Source organism: Microcystis aeruginosa LEGE 91341 (genome assembly GCF_015206885.1).
GTDB lineage: Bacteria > Cyanobacteriota > Cyanobacteriia > Cyanobacteriales > Microcystaceae > Microcystis > Microcystis aeruginosa_H.
In genome coordinates this window covers 20,777-37,981 of sequence record NZ_JADEXY010000021.1, presented here as the reverse complement: position 1 = coordinate 37,981, position 17,205 = coordinate 20,777, and the positions used below count along the sequence as shown (strand labels likewise).

Below are 17,205 nucleotides of genomic sequence, written 5' to 3'. Positions count from 1 at the left end.
ATCATCAAGATATAGGAATCGGAGACGGCGTTTTGGTCTGAGATTTAATTTAATCGCTGGCATTTACAACTATGAACTTGCTTTAGGCTATCATCAAGTAGCTGAATAAGACTTTTGCAGGAGGTCTACTGATAGTTTCTTCCGTGGCTCGACTGAGCCTCGCCGAACGTCCGAAGTCATCGTCGAACGTTAAAATAGCCCTAAATGTCTTGCCGATAAGCATTTCAAGATTCCATAAGCAAAAATTATCAAACAAAGTCGAGAAGAGCCCTGATATGTTTTCAGTGAGATTAAATTAGCAACGATAGATATACATTTGAGCTATCGAACTATTTAGTTAGTATATACACCCAAAGCAGGCTGTGATCGGGTTATAATTTTTGGAGATGTTTAATGAGCATGGTGCATTCCCCAAAATCTATCGGTCCAGCAGTAGGAGCCACATCAAGGAACGCACCCTACAGCTATGACAATCGCTATCCTAGAAATAAGCTCTGTTTCGTCTGCGGTGGCGAAGTGTTAGACATCTTTTAGCTCTTCAAACCTTGACAAGAGCCTATTAGGAACCAAGAAAACCATTTTAACACGAGAGTTTGTCGGTTTTGTTTCAATCTTCATGAATTTTGGTCGCGAATTATCTCCATCCTCGTCTTTAGATTTAACGAAAGCAAAACAGGTAAATTCAATAGATTTAATAAATTCAAGGAGCTTGGTTGTTGGATAAATTTCGGACAAGACCAAAGGTTGATCTCGAATCAGAAGATTTTTGCCACCCATTAGTATATCGAAATCTGCTCCCTCAGCATCTGTTTTGATACAGGAAACACTCAGTAACGGATAATCAGACATCAATTTGTCTAAAGTATTTACCTTGACTGTCACCTTGTTCTCTTGGGGACTATGCCTAACCAGCGAATTTAGTTCAGGCATTGAGTTCAAATTAAGATCCATAGTGCCAGGCTCAGAAAAAAGTGCTTCTTCTAGAATATGACAATTTTGAAACTGGGAAAGATTTCTCTTTAAGTGTTCAACCATTCTCGGATCGGGTTCAAAGGCATAAACCTGATTAGATGAAGGAGCAGCCAGTAAACTGTAATAACCAATATTAGCCCCAACATCAATAAAGTCTTTATTAATATCTAAGAACCGATGAAGGATAATTTCAGATCCCCAATCTAACTTGCTTCCCTTGAGAAAAATTTCCGTTCCGAATCGACTATCATAGGGCAGAGTCATTTCTACATTATTAAATAGAACCATTTTCTGGTTGAGCTTGGTTATTTTATAAAATGCTCGTACTACATAGCGGTATAGGAAATCCCAGCCACCAATCTCTCGAACCAATCCAAGAAAATAACTGAACTTATGCAAATAAGTAGTTTCTTTAAACATATACTCTCACTTCAAGTTAGCCGTGGAGGCATCTAAATATTAATCATACCCCTCCCCGCAGTCTAGCAACCTCCTCTATCCTACTATCCCAATCCCCATCGGTCTCACACCCCCTTAACTAAGGCGGTTTCATCACCTCAATTTGGGCATAATTACCGCAGAGGGTAGTCTAGCACCCCACCCAAGGGGTTTCTAGCACATTTAAGGTAAGGGGGAAATTAAGAATTGTTGCCATTGTACGGCCAAAAGTCTAGAATGGTCATTAATTTTTGTGAATGGTCGGGTCTTCTAACCGAAGGCATTGACGAAAAACACATTGTATCTGTCCTAGAGGCACTATGAAAAAGCTTAAGCAATACTGGACTGCTGAAGCACTGGAAAAAGACTTAGGCGATCCTCTCAATCCCGATAACCCTCTATCCTACAAGCGGGTGATCGAAATTGACGAGAGCGAAGAATTTCCCCACGAGGAAATTCGCTGGTTATACGACTGGAAACTCCAACACTACTACATTCCCACCGATTGCGGCGGTGAGTTCACCTCTTTTGAGGAATTTGTCGCTTTTGTGCGGGTACTGTCTCGACGGGATCAAACTATCGGTATCGCTTTTACTACCCTATTCTGGTCGTTTTTAAACTGGATGGCGGGAACCCCAGAACAGAAACAGAAGCTCGCCCGTTTTATTATGGATGACTATGGGGCGATGTGTCTGGGTTACTCGGAAAAGGAACACGGCAGCGATCTGATCAATGGTGATCTAACCGCGACGAAGGTGGAAGGAGGTTATATTCTCAATGGTGAGAAATGGCCGATTAACCGGGCGACTATCTCTGGAATTTCCTTTATTTTGGCGAAAACCGATGCTAACGGCGGGCCGAAGTGTTTAACCCTATTTATGGTGGATAAACGGCAATTAGACCCCGAAAAATACTATAATTTGCCGAAAATATACACCCATGGCGTGCGGGCCTCGGATATGAGTGGCATTGGTTTTAAGGATTGTTTCGTCCCCGATTCCATGCGTTTACGCGAGGAGGGAGACGGTTTAGAATTAGCCCTGAAAGGTTTCCAGATTACCCGAATGTTGTGCGCGGCTTTTTCCCACGGGGCAGCCGATACCGCTTTAAGAACTACCCTCGGTTTTGCCGTTAATCGGGTAATTTATAACAAAACTGTGATGGATTTGCCCCAACCCCGGCGCACTCTCGTGGATGCTTTCCTTGACATCCTCATTTGCGATTGCGAGACGATTCCGGCTGCGAGAGGTTTTCATATTATCCCCGAACAGTTTAGCGTCTGGGCTTCGGTGGTAAAATATTTTGTTACCGTCCGTCTGGAGGAGATGGTTAATAGTGTTTATGTGGTCTTGGGATCGCGTTTTTATATGCGAGAAGAACACGAATTCGGCATCTTCCAGAAGCTACTGCGGGATAATTCGATTATCAGTATGTTTGACGGCAGTTCGATCGTCAATCTTCATGCTTTAATCCTACAATTGCGTCCTTTAACCAAATATCGGGCTAAACGCAACTCGCGCACCATGTCGGCGTTAAAAAGCCGGTTAGAGGCGATTTTTAGCCTAGAAAAGTCAGTTCCTCCCTTTGAACCTAATAATTTAGAATTATTTGGCCGGGGAATAGATGATTCCCTACAGGGTTTAGAGATTGCCCTTGATATGCTGGAAGGATTGAAAAATTCTGATGAAATCGACCCAGAGGTATTAGAAAATCTGTTGATGTTGGGTAATTTAGTTTTAGAGGAACTAAATGCTCACGATGAACAGATTAGTCAATCGAAATTCGAGTATGGTCACGACCAATCACCCGAATTGTTCGAGATTGCCAAGAAATACTGTACTTTACACGCCGCTTCTGCTTGTTTACACACTTGGCTTTATAATCGTTCCATCTTGGGTGAATTTTTTGCCCGGGGGGAATGGTTGGTGTTGAGTTTACACCGATTACTGCGAACTCTCCGGCCGCTGCCTTACACTCTGTCTGAGGTGTATGTAGAAAATGTTGCCCAGGAATTGCTGAAATTATATCGAGAAAATCAACATTTTTCGATCGCCCCTTTTCAATTAGCCCATTCACAAACTACCGAGGAAAAAACCCATGAACTCCAGTTCCAATCTTAATAATCTGGTACAAAATTGGTTAGTTAAACAGTTAGCCGATCAGTTATCTTTAGATGCAAAAACGATTAATGTAACTGAACCTTTAACCCGTTATGGTTTAGATTCGATCGATGCAGTAACGATGGTGGGTGATCTAGAAGATTGGGTAGGTCAAGAGTTACCTTCTACCCTTTTCTGGGATCATTCTACTATTGAAAAAGCGTCTCTTTTCCTAGTAGAAAACTACGATCTTTCTAATCTTTCCGGTGAGGAAACCCCCGCAGAAGTTGCCCCCGTCGCTGAAAAAGCTGAACCTGCCGTTAGTGGTGGCAAAGGTTGGAGTTTATTCGGTCGTCGTTAATTATCAGTTATCAGGTGTAGGGTGGGTTAGGCGACGACAATTTATGCTAGGGAAAATTATCTAGTATTCGCCGTAACCCACCTATATTAGTTATCAATTGGCTCTATTCTCTACTCACCAGTATAGGAATTGCTAAGTACCTAAACAAAATTAATTACCCATTTCTGCGTAAAGCAACAATCGCTGTATTTCTTTTCTGTTGCCCGTTCCGCAGTTCCGGAGTTCCCTCTCAGCACTAGGAAATTTATTTTGTACGACTACTTATATAGCAAAGATCGGGGTGGTTAGGACAATCAATCGCTGAAACCCTTGACCGATAAGAGTTTGAAAATTGAAAGCGTCCTAAATAACCCATTTTTTGCTATAAATTGAAATATACAAAAAAGGGCGCTCAATTGAGCGCCCTTTTCTCCCACTAAATAACAAAAATTATCTCAAGATATACACCAGTAAAAACAGGATAATCCAGACCACATCGACGAAATGCCAGTATAATTCTGCTGCTTCCACACCAAAATGAGATTGACTAGAATAGTGGTCTTTTTGACGAGAACGCCAGAGGACAGATAGAATCAGCACTAAACCAAAAGTAACGTGGAGACCGTGGAATCCGGTTAAGGCATAAAAAGCGCTGGTGAAAACATTAGTTGTCAGACCGAATTCAGCGTGATAATATTCGTATCCTTGACCACAAAGGAAGATAATGCCCATCAGGGCAGTAATACCGAACCACAATTGTAAACCGGCGTTATTATTTTGTTTAATCGCCTTTTGTCCTATGTGCATAACAAAACTACTGGACACCAGAATAATTGTGTTAATTGTCGGTAGGGTTAACTCTAATTCTGGCGTGCCGGCGGGGGGCCAAACGGGTAACATGGTACGGTAGAACAAGAAAGCGGCAAATAAACCTAAAAAGATGGAACTTTCCGCCACTAGAAACAAAACCACACCGAATAAGCGATGATCCGGGTGGCCATGATGTCCGTGTTCCACCGTTTCCTGATGATAATTGACAGAGAGTTGAGAATCTTCGAGCGTTGAACCTTGCATGATTGAATGTCCTTAGTTTACACGGGAGACGGGAAGCTTTTTTTCAGTGATCAGTGAGAAGTGGGAAGCTTTTTTTCAGTGTTGCCAAAGGCACGGCGTAGCCGTCCAGTAAACAGTAAACAGTAATCAGTGAACTGAAAACTCACATCTGAAAACTCACATCTGATAACTGATAACTGATAACTGATTATTGCGATTCAGCGCCCACTTCAGCGAGGAGATCCTGTACTGATTCCTCTGCTTCCGATTCTTCCATATCAATACCGTAATCGTAGGGGCCAGACCAAAGAATCGGCATTTCCTCGAAATTCTCGATAATTGGGGGAGAGGAGGTTTGCCATTCTAGGGTTAAAGCGCGCCAAGGATTACGACCGGCGGGTTGACCTTTAAAGGCACTCCAGACCATATTAATAGCGAAGGGAATACTCGATATACCGAGAATATAAGCTCCTGCGGTACTAAGAACATTTAAATCCTGAAACTGCACATCATACAAAGCAATACGACGGTTCATACCCAATAATCCCAATTCGTGCATCGGCATGAAAGTTAAATTCAAACCGATAAAACTGAGAACAAAGTGGATACGACCGAGAGTCTCGTTATACATCCGTCCGGTCATTTTCGGGAACCAATGGTAAACGGCAGAAAATAAGGCCATTGCCGTACCACCAAATAGTACATAATGGAAGTGACCGACGACAAAATAAGTATCGTGGACGTGGATATCGAAGGGAACAGAAGCCAACATAATCCCAGTCAAACCACCGATGAGGAAGGAAGACAGGAAACCGATCCCAAATAATAAAGACGTATTGAGACTAAGTTTACCCCCCCAAAGGGTGGCACACCAACTAAAGATTTTAATGCCCGTGGGAACGGCTATTAACATAGTTGCCGCCATGAAAAACATCCGTAACCAACCGGGGGTACCGCTGGTGAACATATGGTGGGCCCAGACGATTAAACCCAAGAAACAGATGGTGAGACTGGAATAGGCGATCGCTCGATAACCAAAAATCGGTTTACGCGCGTGAACTGGTAATATCTCCGATATCGTGCCGAAAAAGGGCAAAATCATGATATAAACGGCAGGATGGGAGTAAAACCAGAACATATGCTGATAAACCACCGGATCGCCGCCGCCGGCAGGATTAAAAAAGCTCGTGCCGGCGATTAAATCAAAGGACAAGAGAACGAGAGCAGAAGCGAGAACGGGGGTGGAAAGCAGTACCAGAGTCGAGGTGGCCAGCATTGCCCAACAAAATAGCGGCATACTGTACAAATCCATCTCAGGAATCCGCATTTTCAGGATCGTGGTGATGAAATTAATCGAGCCTAAAATCGAAGAAGTCCCGATTAATAAAAGGCTCAAAATCCACAATTCTTCCCCCCATTTGCCGCTAATTAAGCTTAAAGGTGGGTAGGAAGTCCAACCAGACTGGGGTGCGCCGACAAAAAAACTGGATAACAATAGCAGCCCGCCGGGGGGGTTAAGCCAGAAAGCCACAGCGTTAAGACGAGGAAAAGCCATATCTTCCGCCCCAATCATCAGGGGAATGAGATAATTGGCAAAACCTGCCCCAACCGGAACGATCCAAAGAAAGATCATGATCGTTCCGTGCATGGTCATGAATTGGTTATATAGTTCTGGGGAGACAAAATCGGGGTCAGGAGTGGCTAATTCCGTCCGCAGCACTTCCGCAAAAGCACCGCCAATAAAGAAGAAAAGAAAGGCAGTCACCAGATATTGAATCCCGATGACTTTGTGATCGGTGCAGAAAGTAAAGTAATCCGTCCACTTGCGGTGGTGGATCACCTCGGGAACGGTTGCTGGAGTGGTTATTTCCGTTGATGCTGTCATAAGGCCAAGATTTTAGATGACAAGAAAAATTACATTTGCTGCTGATGGGCAACTTGGGCGAGGATTTCACCGTTTATGCCCATTTCTTCGGTGTAGGGGGTCAAATATTGACTATCAGAGCGATCTTTAGTGGTCATAGCTACGGTTCGATCGCTGTCAACTTCGGCGATCGTGTTATCCTGCACCCATTGGTCGTAATCCCCTTGGGAGTGAACCACAAAGCTAGATTTCATGCCGCCGTGATAGGCCCCGCAAAGTTCCGCACAAATGATCGGATATTGACCAATTTGGTTAGATGTGAACGATAACACCGTTTCCTGTCCGGGGATAACGTCCTGTTTTAGACGCAATTGGGGAACCCAGAAAGCATGGATCACATCCCCTGCTTCCATATTCAGTTGCACGGGACGATTGACGGGAGCGTGCAGTTCTCCGGAAACAATGCCGGTTTCGGGATAGGTGAAAATCCAAGCGTATTGAATACCTTTAACATTGACCACTAGGGGGGGAACTCCTTCACCATCGTAGGAATTGCCGATACCTAGTGCTACTCTGCGATCGCCGCCCATGGCCATCATTGTGCCGTGGTGATGACCGTGGTGGGCGATTTCTCCTTTGCCACCCTTGGAAATCAAGGGATCGAGACCGCCGATATTGTTATAAATCTCGAAGCTATAGACGGCAAGAATAAAAACGATTACCGTCGGGATGGCTGTCCAGAAGATTTCTAGGGGGACATTGCCCTCCACTGCCGGCCCGTCGGTTTGATCCCCCGGTTTACGGCGAAAGCGAATCACTATATAGATAATCACGCCTTCAACTATTAAAAATAGTCCCGTGGCGATGGTCATCATCAGATTAAAGATATTATCTATCTCCTGAGCATCTTCCGAAGCGGCCACAGGCATTAAGCCATGATTTTGGCCATACCAGAGACTAATTAAGGTTAAGGTGATCCCGAGTACGAGCGTCAGGATACTGCTGGGAATTTTCACGGTCTTTTCAATATTTTTAATAGTGGCTACTTATTCAAGGCTAAAACATGATTCCCCTATAGATGGGAAATTTAACCAGCATCTTCTGAGAATTTTATCTTTTCTTTGGGATCGTTTTCAGGGAAAGTATTTAAAATAACTAATTTTTATGTTTTATTCTGAGTTTATGTAAACAAATGTAACGGAAATGGCCAGAAATCTAAAGAATATCTAAAAGGTTTTACCAGTCGTAAAAAAACTCATTCACAGTGATAACTAACTGGTAAACAAAGCCAGGATCTTTGATGACAGACTCCTTGAGAACAGGCAAACCGATGACCGAATCTGTTTTTAACCCGACACCCCGAAGAGAAACCGGCAATATTCAGGTGTGGATGCGCCGCTTAGTCTGGAAAATTGCGATCGCCACTTTCGCCCTCATGGTGGTGGGCGCTGCCACCAGAGTTATGAACGCCGGTTTAGCTTGTCCCGATTGGCCCCTCTGTTACGGTCAATGGATTCCCAGTCAGCAGATGAATCTACAGGTATTTCTGGAGTGGTTTCATCGTCTCGATGCCTCTTTGATCGGGTTTAGTACGATCGCTCTCGTCGGTCTGTCTTGGTGGTATCGTCGCCATCTTCCTACTTGGCTGTTGCCCTCTGCGATCGTCGCTTTAGCTCTAATTCTCCTGCAAGGAGTCCTGGGAGGATTAACCGTCACCCAATTACTGCGATTTGACATCGTAACCGCCCATTTAGCCACAGCTTTGCTCTTTTTCTCCACCTTAATCGTCATTGCTATCGGTCTGACTCCCTACCGTGGCACAGGTACAGTCGGGAAACTAACCGGGATGGGAATGGTTGCCACCGGTCTAGTTTATCTGCAATGTCTCCTCGGCGGTCTCGTCGGTTCCCGTTGGGCAGCCCATCAGTGTTTAACGGTTTCCCAACTCTGCACGGTGATGAATAGCCACATTATCGGGGTTTTTCCCGCCACTATCTCGGTTTTAACCCTAGTTTTCTTCGCTTGGCGAGCTGCCGCTATCCATCCTCTCCTCAAAAAACTAGCTTTTAGCGCCGGGGGATTAGTCGCCCTACAGGTGTTTTTAGGCGTTGCCACCCTGAAACTACATCTCCAGGTGGAACCCTTAACCATTACCCACCACAGCATCGGTGCGCTATTGGTGGGAACCCTCGTCGCTTTTACCACTTTTGCCCTTCGCGATCATTCTTTCGCGCCTATAAGCCATCTCTAAGGATTTAATCACGATGACTGGAACTCAAGCCCTTCGCCACCACGATAATTTTTTACAAGTCGCTAAAAGTTATTATCAACTCACCAAACCGCGAATTATTCCTCTACTGCTGATTACTACAGCCGCTTCTATGGAAATCGCCTCTAAAGGTCAGGTTTCCCCTCTCTTACTCTTTCTTACCCTCCTCGGTGGCACTCTCGCCGCCGCCGCCGCTCAAACCTTAAACTGCATCTATGATCGCGACATCGATCACACCATGCTTCGCACCCGCGCCCGTCCTATTCCCTCCGGCCGCGTGCAACCCCTCCACGCCCTCATTTTTGCCCTCGTTTTAGCTTCCCTTTCCCTAGCACTTTTTGTCTTTTTTGTCAATACTTTGAGCGGATTTTTAGCAATGACCGGTATCGCATTTTATATGCTGATTTATACCCATCTGCTCAAGCGTCATAGTGTCCAAAATATTGTTATCGGCGGCGCAGCCGGCTCGATTCCTCCTCTCGTCGGTTGGGCGGCAGTAACGGGCGATCTCGGTTGGATTCCCTGGATTTTATTCGCAATTATTTTCCTTTGGACTCCTCCCCATTTTTGGGCTTTAGCTTTAATGATCAAGGATGATTATGCAGAAGTAGATATCCCGATGATGCCCGTAGTTAAAGGGGAAGAAGCCACTAGCGAACAGATTTGGCTCTATACTTTAATCGTCGTTCCTTTCACTTTCCTCCTGATTTATCCCTTGGCTGCCTGTGGTGTGGTTTATGGTGTAGCGGCTTTATTTTTAGGGTTTGTTTTCCTGAAAAAAGCTTGGCAATTAAAACAGAATCCTTTTGATCGGGACATCGCTCGATCGCTGTTTAAATATTCCATTCTTTACATGATGTTATTATGTACAGCTATGGTGATCGATAGTTTACCCATGACCTCTCGTCTCCTCGCTACAATTGCCAGTTTATTCCCCTGTAGTTAATCTCAGTTATCAGTTATCAGTTATCAGTTATCAGATGTGAGTTTTCAGTTCACTGATTACTGTTCACTCTTAGCTGAAAATACTCCCTACTGCCTGCTCCCCAATTCCCAATTCATAATTCTCCCATCTCCCCAATTCCCAATTCATAATTCATAATTCATAATTTCCCCCGACTACTGATGGCGACTGAGGGAGTTAATTCGCTCGATTAGTTGGGCTAATATTTCTTGTAATTGTCGATCTTGATGTTGGGAAAGATTGATTTTATCACAGCTATAAATAACGGTGGTGTGATCTTTGCCGCCAAATTCTTCGCCAATGCGCGGTAAACTTAAATCCGTGTGTTGACGCATCAAATACATCCCAATCTGTCGAGCAAAACTAATTTCTCGTCGGCGGGAATTTCCCTTTAGATCAGCGATCGAGAGTTGAAATTTTTCCGCTACTACCGCCATAATAATCTCAGGAGAAGTGGAAATTTTGGCCATTGGTGGATTTAAAACCGGGGCGATATTTTCTACCGTCATCGGCAATCCAGAGATAGAAATATAAGTAGTAGCTCGGATTAATGCGCCCTCTAATTCGCGAATATTAGAAGTATAATTAACGGCAATATATTCGATAACTTCTCGTGGGAGACGCAGATTTTCGTACTCGGCCTTTTTTTGTAAAATTGCCATACGAGTCTCGATATCTGGTGCTTGGATATCGGCGACTAATCCCATAGAAAAGCGAGAAATTAAACGATCCTGTAAACTGGGAATCTGTTTGGGGAGGCGATCGGAAGCTAAAACCACCTGTTTTCCCGCTTCGTGCAGGGTATTAAAGGTATGAAAAAATTCTTCTTGAGTGTATTCTTTTCCTTCAATAAATTGCAGATCATCCACTAATAATATGTCAGCATGGCGATAATGATTACGAAAACTTTCCATACTATCTTGACGGATAGCGGTGATTAAATCATTAGTAAATTGTTCCGTCGATACATAAAAAACCCTAGATTGAGGATATAATTCTAGACGATAATGACCGATCGCTTGCATCAAATGGGTTTTACCTAATCCCACCCCACCACAGAGAAAAAGCGGGTTAAATTCGCGTCCGGGTAATTCCGCCACCGCTAAAGCAGCTGCGTGGGCCATGCGATTAGTTGGCCCGACAACAAAACGGGAAAAATTATATTTAGGGTTAAGTTGATTGGTGGGGGATAATTCTGATTCTAAGCTAGTGTTGGGCTGGAAAATAGCGATCAAATCGCCCTGTTGTGCCGTTAGTTGAATCTCGACGGGATAACCGACGATATCCTCCACTACTTCGGCAATTGTTGACAGATAATTTTTCTGAAGATGGTTAAGAATAAAAGGATTGGCAGCCTGAATTACTAAGCGGTCGTTTTGCCATTCTTTAACCGTCGCCGTTTGAAACCAAGTCTCAAAAGCGGGACGGGTTAATAGTAATTTTAGACGCTCTAGGAGATTATGCCAAAGTTGTTGGGCGCTGCTATCCACGGTTAATTTTGATTAACAAAGTTGCTCTAGTGCTGCTGCGGGGAAACCTTATCAGTTTAGCGAGATTTTGCCGCTCAAGATAAAATGATTTTCAGAGGGAAACAATTAATCCTTATACAGATGACACAAGTTTTAACAATCACCCAATTAGGAAACCCAATTCTACAGCAAAAAGCACCAGCGATCGATAATTTTCTCGATTCTGACTGTCAAAATTTGATCGATTCCCTGATTACCACCGTACAAGCTGCCCACGGGGTGGGAATCGCCGCGCCCCAAGTTGCTCAGTCTCTGCGTCTGTTTATCGTTGCTTCCCACCCCAATCCTCGTTATCCCGACGCTCCGATCATGTCACCCACTGCCATGATTAATCCGCGTATTTTGCAGGTGAGCGAGGAAATGGTCAAGGGTTGGGAAGGTTGTCTCAGTGTCCCCAATTGGCGCGGTTTTGTCCCCCGTCATCAGTGGATTGAGGTGGCCTATTATGATCGCAATGGTCGCGAAATCCATCAAGTTTTCAGCGATTTTGTCGCGCGTATCTTTCAACACGAATACGATCACCTGGAGGGAATCCTCTTTCTCGATCGCCTTGCTTCTCCGGCGGATTTATACTCGGAGGAAGAATACCAAAAAATCAGTAATATTGCTGAATATAAGCGATAAAATCGCAAAATATGCCTATCTCTTCAAAATAGTTTAAACAGCTTAACAGGACTAGATTTATCTGACGACAAAGTTTTTGTTGGTAAATCTAATTTTTTTGTTAAAATGATAACGATTATCATTCCAGACAAGCTACCTTTGTGAACAAACGAACTACTTGACAAAATAAACTAATTCTGGATTGGAACTCTGCCCTCAATTAACGAGGGAGATACTCAAGACTTTTTCGGTGACTAGGAAAATCAATTTTTCCAGATTTCTGCACCGGAGATAACCCCAGAGACGAGGGAATAACCCGATAGCTTTCATTAGTTATCGTCTAGATGCCCAGAAAAATAAATACTCTAGCAAGGGGTATTTATTGACATTGGTAAAATCAGAAAACTTTGCCGATCAATTAACTATTGGAGTCCATAAAAATATCTATGACCTTAGCTAAGTCCAAAGCAATTTTCGACAATGATGACTACAATCACTTTCCCGAAGTGATTACCGAACCTAAATCGCCGGTATCGGAAGCCGAGATGATGCAAGCGGTACGAACACTGCTGTTAGGATTAGGAGAAGATCCCGATCGCGAAGGTTTACGAGACACTCCTAAACGAGTAGTAAAAGCCCTAAAATTTCTCACTTCTGGTTATCAGCAATCCCTCGATGAATTGCTGAATGGGGCAGTTTTTCATGAGAATGCTAACGAGATGGTTTTAATCCGAGACATCGATATGTTTAGCTCCTGTGAACACCATATTTTACCGATTATCGGCCGCGCTCATGTTGCCTATATTCCCAACGGGAAAGTGATCGGTTTATCGAAGATTGCCCGCATCTGTGAAATGTACGCCAGACGACTGCAAGTGCAGGAACGTTTAACCGCACAAATTGCCGATGCTTTGCAAGGATTACTACAACCTCAAGGGGTAGCTGTGGTGATTGAAGCGACTCATATGTGTATGGTAATGCGCGGGGTTGAAAAACCCGGTTCTTGGACTTCTACGAGTGCCGTGCGCGGTATTTTTGCCGATTCTGCTAAGACTCGTCAAGAGTTTATGAGTTTGATTCGTCATAGTCCCGATTTTCACTAATTAGTCAGGGGGATCAGGATTATTTGATCGTCCTATCCCCGGTTTTTGCCTAGGTAAAAAACTAGAGCAAAACCAGCTATTTACTGTTTACTTTTTATTTTTGACGCGCTGTTATCATGCTGATTCGTCCCCGTCGTCTTCGTTACACTCCAGCGATTCGCCGTCTTGTTCGTGAAACCGAATTAACCGTTAATGACTTGATTTATCCCCTCTTTATCATGGAAGGAGAAAATCAAAAGGTTGCTATTCCTTCTATGCCCGATTGTTATCGTTATTCCCTCGATTTATTGCTCAAAGAAGTAGTTAATGCCTATAACTTAGGCATTAATGCCATCGCTCTTTTCCCCTTGATTGCCGAAGATAAAAAAGATAATTTCGGTAGAGAAAGTTATAATCCCGATGGCTTAGTGCCAAGGGCGGTGAAAGCGATCAAAAAAGAAGTCCCTGAAATAATTATTATCACCGATGTTGCCCTCGATCCTTTTTCGATTTATGGTCATGATGGTATTGTCGAGGACGGTAAAATTCTCAATGATGAAACCCTAGAAGTTTTAGTGAAAATGTCGCTCTCGCAAGCGGCAGCCGGGGCTAATTTCGTCGCTCCTTCCGATATGATGGATGGTAGGGTTGGGGCGATCCGTCGAGCTTTAGATGCGGCTGGGTATCTGGATGTGGGAATTCTCGCTTATACGGCTAAATATGCCTCTGCTTATTATGGTCCCTTCCGAGATGCCTTAGAATCAGCGCCAAAATTTGGTGATAAGAAAACCTATCAAATGGATGGGGCTAATAGTCGGGAAGCCTTACGGGAAGCCAGTTTAGACATAACAGAAGGGGCAGATATTATTATGGTTAAGCCCGCTCTGGCCTACCTCGATATTATCCGTCGTCTGCGCGATAGTAGCCATCTTCCCGTCGCCGCTTACAACGTCAGTGGTGAATACGCAATGATTAAAGCGGCGGCAAAACAGGGCTGGATTGACGAAAAAAGCCTGATTTTGGAAACTTTAATCAGTATGAAACGAGCGGGGGCCGATTTGATTTTGACCTATTTTGCTGCCGATGTGGCATTAATGAAACAGGAAAGCCGATTTTAGGGTTTTTGCCAGCGAAATTGATAGAAATTATCCTGCGCTCCCCATACCTGCTGCCCAAGACTATCATAACCTCGATCGCTGGTATCCATGCCCTGGGAATGTAGAATAATTGTATTAGTTATTTTCACCGCACCTCTGGCATTAGTCGGACAACCCTGGGGGGGAGTTTCTCCCCGATACCCCCCCGCTATCGGTTTTAAAAATACAGTACACACCGACTCAGCCAAATCTGACACATTTAATCTTCTTTCTGTCAAGTCTTTGTTACAAAAATTAATAAAGTTAGGGGCATTATTTAACTTATAAGCTTTTGATTCCACAGTGGAATTATCGGGGCTAGGTTGAATGACTAAAATTCTTTGACGATAGGGTTGATTTAAGCGATCGATAATTGCCTGTTCCTGATAAAGATAAATACTATCCTGTTTCGGGGAAAAATCCACCGCACAGGTAGTCATTTGCACTTTAGCAACGCGGGGGTTAGTCTGCGCTTGTTGCGTCGTATCCATAACCCCAATTAAATGATTAGCCACCCCCTGCACTTGCGGATTAAGGGGCAAAGATTGAGTGAGAAAAAATCCTAGGGCGATCGAAGTTTTCAGCATGAGCAGAGGCTTGATTCCAGTTAGTCTCTAATTAGCTTAAACTGATAAGCAGCAAGAGCAAAAATACCCCTTTTCCCATGGCTAATCATCTGGCTAAATCTGAAAGTCTTTACCTGCGAAAACACGCCGAAAACCCGATCGATTGGTGGTATTGGTGTGACAGCGCCCTAGAAATTGCCAGGAGAGAAGATAAACCGATCTTTCTCTCGATCGGTTATTCTAGCTGTCATTGGTGTACGGTTATGGAAGGAGAAGCTTTTTCCGATCGGGCTATTGCCGATTATCTCAATCAGTATTTTTTGCCGATCAAAGTTGATCGCGAGGAAAGACCGGACATCGATAGCATCTATATGCAAGCATTGCAGATGATGGTCGGTCAAGGGGGTTGGCCCCTGAATGTCTTCCTAACACCCGATAGTTTAATTCCCTTCTATGGTGGCACCTATTTTCCCGTGCAACCGCGCTTTAACCGGCCCGGTTTTCTGCAAGTGTTGCAATCGGTACGTCGCTATTATGACGAGGAAAAGGAAAAATTAAGCAAATTTACCGCCGAAATGCTGGGCGCACTGCGTCAATCGGCCATTTTACCGCAAGCAGAGACGAATTTAGCCGCTCCTTCCCTTTTAGCCACAGGAATCGAGAAAAATACGGCGGTGATTCAGGTTAATCCCAATAACTACGGTCGGCCTAGTTTTCCGATGATTCCATATTCTCATCTGGCTTTGCAGGGTAGTCGCTTTGGTGACGATTTTGACGATTCCCTCCGGCAAGCAGCCTATCAACGGGGGGAAGATTTGTCCCTGGGGGGAATCTATGACCATGTGGGGGGAGGATTCCATCGTTATACGGTGGATTCGACGTGGACAGTTCCCCATTTTGAAAAAATGCTCTACGATAACGGGCAAATTGTCGAATATTTAGCCAATTTGTGGAGTGCGGGTGATCGAGAGGCGGCCTTTGAGAGAGGGATTAAAGGCACGGTTAACTGGCTAAAACGGGAAATGACCGCCCCAGAAGGTTATTTTTATGCGGCCCAAGATGCCGATAGTTTTGAGAAGGCCACGGATGGGGAACCGGAGGAAGGGGCCTTTTATGTCTGGTCGGATCTGGAGTTAAGGGATTATCTCTCGACCGAGGAATTGGGGCTGCTGCAGGCTAATTTTACCGTCACTGCCGAGGGGAATTTTGAGGGTCGTAATGTGCTGCAACGTCGGCAAGGGGGAGAATTATCGAAGGAGATAGAAAATATCCTCGATAAGTTATTTATTCGGCGTTATGGCAGTTCTCAAGCTCAATTAGCTCTTTTTCCCCCGGCCAGAGACAATCAGGAGGCGAAAACCGTCTCTTGGCCGGGACGGATTCCGGCGGTAACGGATACGAAAATGATCGTCGCTTGGAATAGTTTGATGATTTCCGGTTTGGCTCGGGCCTTTGCCGTCTTTGGCGAACCTTTGTACTGGCAAATGGCTACGGTCGCGGCCGAGTTTATTCTCAAGCATCAGTGGTTAGATGGCCGTTTTCAGCGCTTGAATTATCAGGGTCAGGCCTCGGTTTTGGCCCAATCGGAGGATTTTGCCTATTTTATTAAGGCTTTGCTGGACTTGCAAACCGCTAAACCCCAAGAAACTGGCTGGTTAGAGGCGGCTATCGATCTACAGGGGGAATTCGATCGCTGGTTTTGGGCCGAGGATGAGGGGGGATATTTTAATACTGCGTCCGATCATATTCTCGATCTGATCGTGCGAGAGCGAGGTTATACGGATAATGCCACCCCTTCGGCTAACGGAATTGCGATCGCTAATTTATTGCGTCTGTGGCGATTGACGGAAAATCTAGAATATCTCGATCGGGCCGAAAAGGCCTTGCAATCTTTTAGTACCATCCTAGAACAGTCCCCCACCGCTTGCCCCAGTTTATTTGTTGCCCTCGATCACTATCGTCACGGTTTCTGTCTGCGTGCCGCGGAAAGCTCGATCGAGCCGCTGTTAAGTCGCTATTTGCCCACTGCGGTGTATCGAGTCGATGCCAGTTTGCCCACTAGCACATTTGGGTTAATTTGTCAAGGGTTATGCTGCCTTGAACCGGCGGAAAATTTAGAACAGTTAGACCGACAAATTGCCGGGGTGATGAGAGGGGAGTCAATACTGCTCGGTTAAGGTTTTTTTCTCTCTGCTCCCCACTTTCCTAGGAAATAGGATCTGGTTTTTGGCTTTCGTTGGCAACTTCTAATACTAAATCCGGTTATTAAAGACTGATTATTTATTCCCCT

At 44.5% G+C, this 17,205-nt stretch carries 14 protein-coding genes and 1 pseudogene; 9 read left to right on the top strand and 6 right to left on the bottom strand.

What is annotated here, in order from left to right; genetic code table 11:
• Positions 1-109: pseudogene (locus tag IQ234_RS05405) on the top strand (IS5/IS1182 family transposase); the annotation flags it as partial.
• 410 nt (positions 110-519) lie between these two features.
• Here the strand turns inward: IQ234_RS05405 and IQ234_RS05400 are convergent.
• The gene (locus IQ234_RS05400; protein WP_110577668.1) at positions 520-1,392 is read right to left on the bottom strand and encodes an FkbM family methyltransferase; all 873 of its coding nucleotides are present in this window, start codon (positions 1,390-1,392) and stop codon (positions 520-522) included.
• Between the two features lie 338 nt (positions 1,393-1,730).
• Between IQ234_RS05400 and IQ234_RS05395 the strand changes: the two genes are divergently transcribed.
• Both IQ234_RS05395 and IQ234_RS05390 read left to right on the top strand, forming a co-directional pair.
• Positions 1,731-3,530 carry an acyl-CoA dehydrogenase family protein gene (locus IQ234_RS05395; protein ID WP_193956323.1) on the top strand — a complete coding sequence of 600 codons (1,800 nt, stop codon included), beginning with the start codon at positions 1,731-1,733 and terminating at the stop codon, positions 3,528-3,530.
• Positions 3,508-3,870: an acyl carrier protein gene (locus IQ234_RS05390; RefSeq protein ID WP_002758399.1), complete on the top strand. Its 363-nt coding sequence runs from the start codon at positions 3,508-3,510 to the stop codon at positions 3,868-3,870. The genes IQ234_RS05395 and IQ234_RS05390 overlap by 23 nt, the downstream gene beginning before the upstream one ends.
• 429 nt (positions 3,871-4,299) lie before the next feature.
• Here the strand turns inward: IQ234_RS05390 and IQ234_RS05385 are convergent, their stop codons facing one another.
• The 3 genes from IQ234_RS05385 to IQ234_RS05375 form a co-directional block, all read right to left on the bottom strand.
• Positions 4,300-4,923 (bottom strand): cytochrome c oxidase subunit 3, encoded by a 624-nt coding sequence (locus IQ234_RS05385; RefSeq protein ID WP_002738397.1) that lies wholly within the window; start codon positions 4,921-4,923, stop codon positions 4,300-4,302.
• A gap of 187 nt (positions 4,924-5,110) precedes the next feature.
• Positions 5,111-6,787, bottom strand: coding sequence for a cytochrome c oxidase subunit I (gene ctaD, locus IQ234_RS05380; RefSeq protein WP_002748499.1), 1,677 nt, complete (start codon positions 6,785-6,787; stop codon positions 5,111-5,113).
• Between the two features lie 29 nt (positions 6,788-6,816).
• Positions 6,817-7,782, bottom strand: a complete 966-nt coding sequence (locus IQ234_RS05375; RefSeq protein ID WP_110543284.1) for a cytochrome c oxidase subunit II — start codon at positions 7,780-7,782, stop codon at positions 6,817-6,819.
• Positions 7,783-8,096: 314 nt separating this feature from the next.
• On the opposite strand from IQ234_RS05375, the gene IQ234_RS05370 reads away from it, so the two are divergent.
• Both IQ234_RS05370 and IQ234_RS05365 read left to right on the top strand, forming a co-directional pair.
• Positions 8,097-9,017 (top strand): COX15/CtaA family protein, encoded by a 921-nt coding sequence (locus tag IQ234_RS05370; protein WP_193956322.1) that lies wholly within the window; start codon positions 8,097-8,099, stop codon positions 9,015-9,017.
• Between the two features lie 13 nt (positions 9,018-9,030).
• Positions 9,031-9,981: a heme o synthase gene (locus IQ234_RS05365; RefSeq protein ID WP_193956321.1), complete on the top strand. Its 951-nt coding sequence runs from the start codon at positions 9,031-9,033 to the stop codon at positions 9,979-9,981.
• A gap of 173 nt (positions 9,982-10,154) precedes the next feature.
• Here the strand turns inward: IQ234_RS05365 and dnaA are convergent, their stop codons facing one another.
• Entirely contained in the window at positions 10,155-11,489 is a 1,335-nt protein-coding gene (gene dnaA, locus IQ234_RS05360) for a chromosomal replication initiator protein DnaA (protein WP_193956320.1), read from the bottom strand.
• A gap of 84 nt (positions 11,490-11,573) precedes the next feature.
• Here dnaA and def point away from each other — a divergent pair, with 84 nt between their 5' ends.
• From def to hemB, 3 genes are all read left to right on the top strand, one after another.
• The gene (def, locus tag IQ234_RS05355) at positions 11,574-12,152 is read left to right on the top strand and encodes a peptide deformylase (RefSeq protein ID WP_193956319.1); all 579 of its coding nucleotides are present in this window, start codon (positions 11,574-11,576) and stop codon (positions 12,150-12,152) included.
• Positions 12,153-12,577: 425 nt separating this feature from the next.
• Positions 12,578-13,234: a GTP cyclohydrolase I FolE gene (gene folE / locus IQ234_RS05350; RefSeq protein ID WP_002758386.1), complete on the top strand. Its 657-nt coding sequence runs from the start codon at positions 12,578-12,580 to the stop codon at positions 13,232-13,234.
• Positions 13,235-13,350: 116 nt separating this feature from the next.
• Positions 13,351-14,331, top strand: coding sequence for a porphobilinogen synthase (gene hemB / locus IQ234_RS05345; RefSeq protein WP_002733412.1), 981 nt, complete (start codon positions 13,351-13,353; stop codon positions 14,329-14,331).
• Here hemB and IQ234_RS05340 read toward each other — a convergent pair.
• Positions 14,328-14,936 carry a chromophore lyase CpcT/CpeT gene (locus IQ234_RS05340; RefSeq protein ID WP_193956318.1) on the bottom strand — a complete coding sequence of 203 codons (609 nt, stop codon included), beginning with the start codon at positions 14,934-14,936 and terminating at the stop codon, positions 14,328-14,330. The two genes, hemB and IQ234_RS05340, sit on opposite strands and share 4 nt — an antisense overlap.
• 77 nt (positions 14,937-15,013) lie before the next feature.
• On the opposite strand from IQ234_RS05340, the gene IQ234_RS05335 reads away from it, so the two are divergent.
• Entirely contained in the window at positions 15,014-17,092 is a 2,079-nt protein-coding gene (locus tag IQ234_RS05335; protein WP_193956317.1) for a thioredoxin domain-containing protein, read from the top strand.
• Positions 17,093-17,205 lie beyond the last annotated feature (113 nt).

Coding starts and splice junctions, on each gene's coding strand:
- IQ234_RS05400 (WP_110577668.1), bottom strand. CDS start 1,392: ATGTTTAAAGAAACTACTTATTTGCATAAGTTCAGTTATTTTCTTGGA.
- IQ234_RS05395 (WP_193956323.1), top strand. CDS start 1,731: ATGAAAAAGCTTAAGCAATACTGGACTGCTGAAGCACTGGAAAAAGAC.
- IQ234_RS05390 (WP_002758399.1), top strand. CDS start 3,508: ATGAACTCCAGTTCCAATCTTAATAATCTGGTACAAAATTGGTTAGTT.
- IQ234_RS05385 (WP_002738397.1), bottom strand. CDS start 4,923: ATGCAAGGTTCAACGCTCGAAGATTCTCAACTCTCTGTCAATTATCAT.
- ctaD (WP_002748499.1), bottom strand. CDS start 6,787: ATGACAGCATCAACGGAAATAACCACTCCAGCAACCGTTCCCGAGGTG.
- IQ234_RS05370 (WP_193956322.1), top strand. CDS start 8,097: ATGACCGAATCTGTTTTTAACCCGACACCCCGAAGAGAAACCGGCAAT.
- IQ234_RS05365 (WP_193956321.1), top strand. CDS start 9,031: ATGACTGGAACTCAAGCCCTTCGCCACCACGATAATTTTTTACAAGTC.
- def (WP_193956319.1), top strand. CDS start 11,574: ATGATTTTCAGAGGGAAACAATTAATCCTTATACAGATGACACAAGTT.
- folE (WP_002758386.1), top strand. CDS start 12,578: ATGACCTTAGCTAAGTCCAAAGCAATTTTCGACAATGATGACTACAAT.
- hemB (WP_002733412.1), top strand. CDS start 13,351: ATGCTGATTCGTCCCCGTCGTCTTCGTTACACTCCAGCGATTCGCCGT.
- IQ234_RS05340 (WP_193956318.1), bottom strand. CDS start 14,936: ATGCTGAAAACTTCGATCGCCCTAGGATTTTTTCTCACTCAATCTTTG.
- IQ234_RS05335 (WP_193956317.1), top strand. CDS start 15,014: ATGGCTAATCATCTGGCTAAATCTGAAAGTCTTTACCTGCGAAAACAC.